Below are 571 nucleotides of genomic sequence, written 5' to 3'. Positions count from 1 at the left end.
CGCCCCCGCCGATCTCGGCGGGGACCGTGCTCCCCGAGGGAGCACGGTCGTTTTCGAAAGCGCCGCTTAGCCGCGGAACAGCGAGAGGATGCTCTGGCTGTTCTGGTTGGCGATCGAGAGCGCCTGAACGCCGAGCTGCTGCTGGGTCTGCAGAGCCTGGAGGCGGGTCGATTCCGCGTTCATGTCGGCGTCGACGAGCTGGCCGACACCGCGGTCAACCGAGTCCATCAGGGTCTTCACGAACTCCGAGTTGGTCGAGATGCGGTTCTTGACCGCACCGAGATCCGCTGCGGCCGAGCTGACCGAGTTGATCGCGGCCGTGACCTGCGCGATGTAGCCATCGAGCGTGGTCTGGTCGGCCGCCGAGTCCGTCAGCGCCGAGATGTTGATCGTGTCGACCGACGCACTGCCGCTCACGGTGTCCAGAATGCCGGTCTGCGTGGTGGAGTACAGCGTGTAGTTGGCGGTCGTCACGGTGATGGAGCCGATGGTGGGCGTGCCGCCGACACGCGAGTACGACGAGACGAGGTTGAAGCTCGTCGGCGTGGTGCCGGTCGTCGTGCTCAGCCAG

General features: G+C 66.2%; 1 protein-coding gene. It reads right to left on the bottom strand.

Translation table 11 applies throughout. The features are described 5' to 3' along the window. Window positions 1-66: 66 nt before the first annotated feature. A partial coding sequence (locus IC50_RS30735; RefSeq protein WP_035713894.1) for a flagellin occupies window positions 67-571 on the bottom strand: 505 nt, incomplete at its 5' end.

This window comes from Bradyrhizobium genomosp. I (2014) (assembly GCF_000261685.1).
In the GTDB taxonomy this organism is placed as follows: domain Bacteria; phylum Pseudomonadota; class Alphaproteobacteria; order Rhizobiales; family Xanthobacteraceae; genus Bradyrhizobium.
Note: the sequence above shows the minus strand (reverse complement) of the source record. Positions and strands in the feature narration are given on the sequence as shown.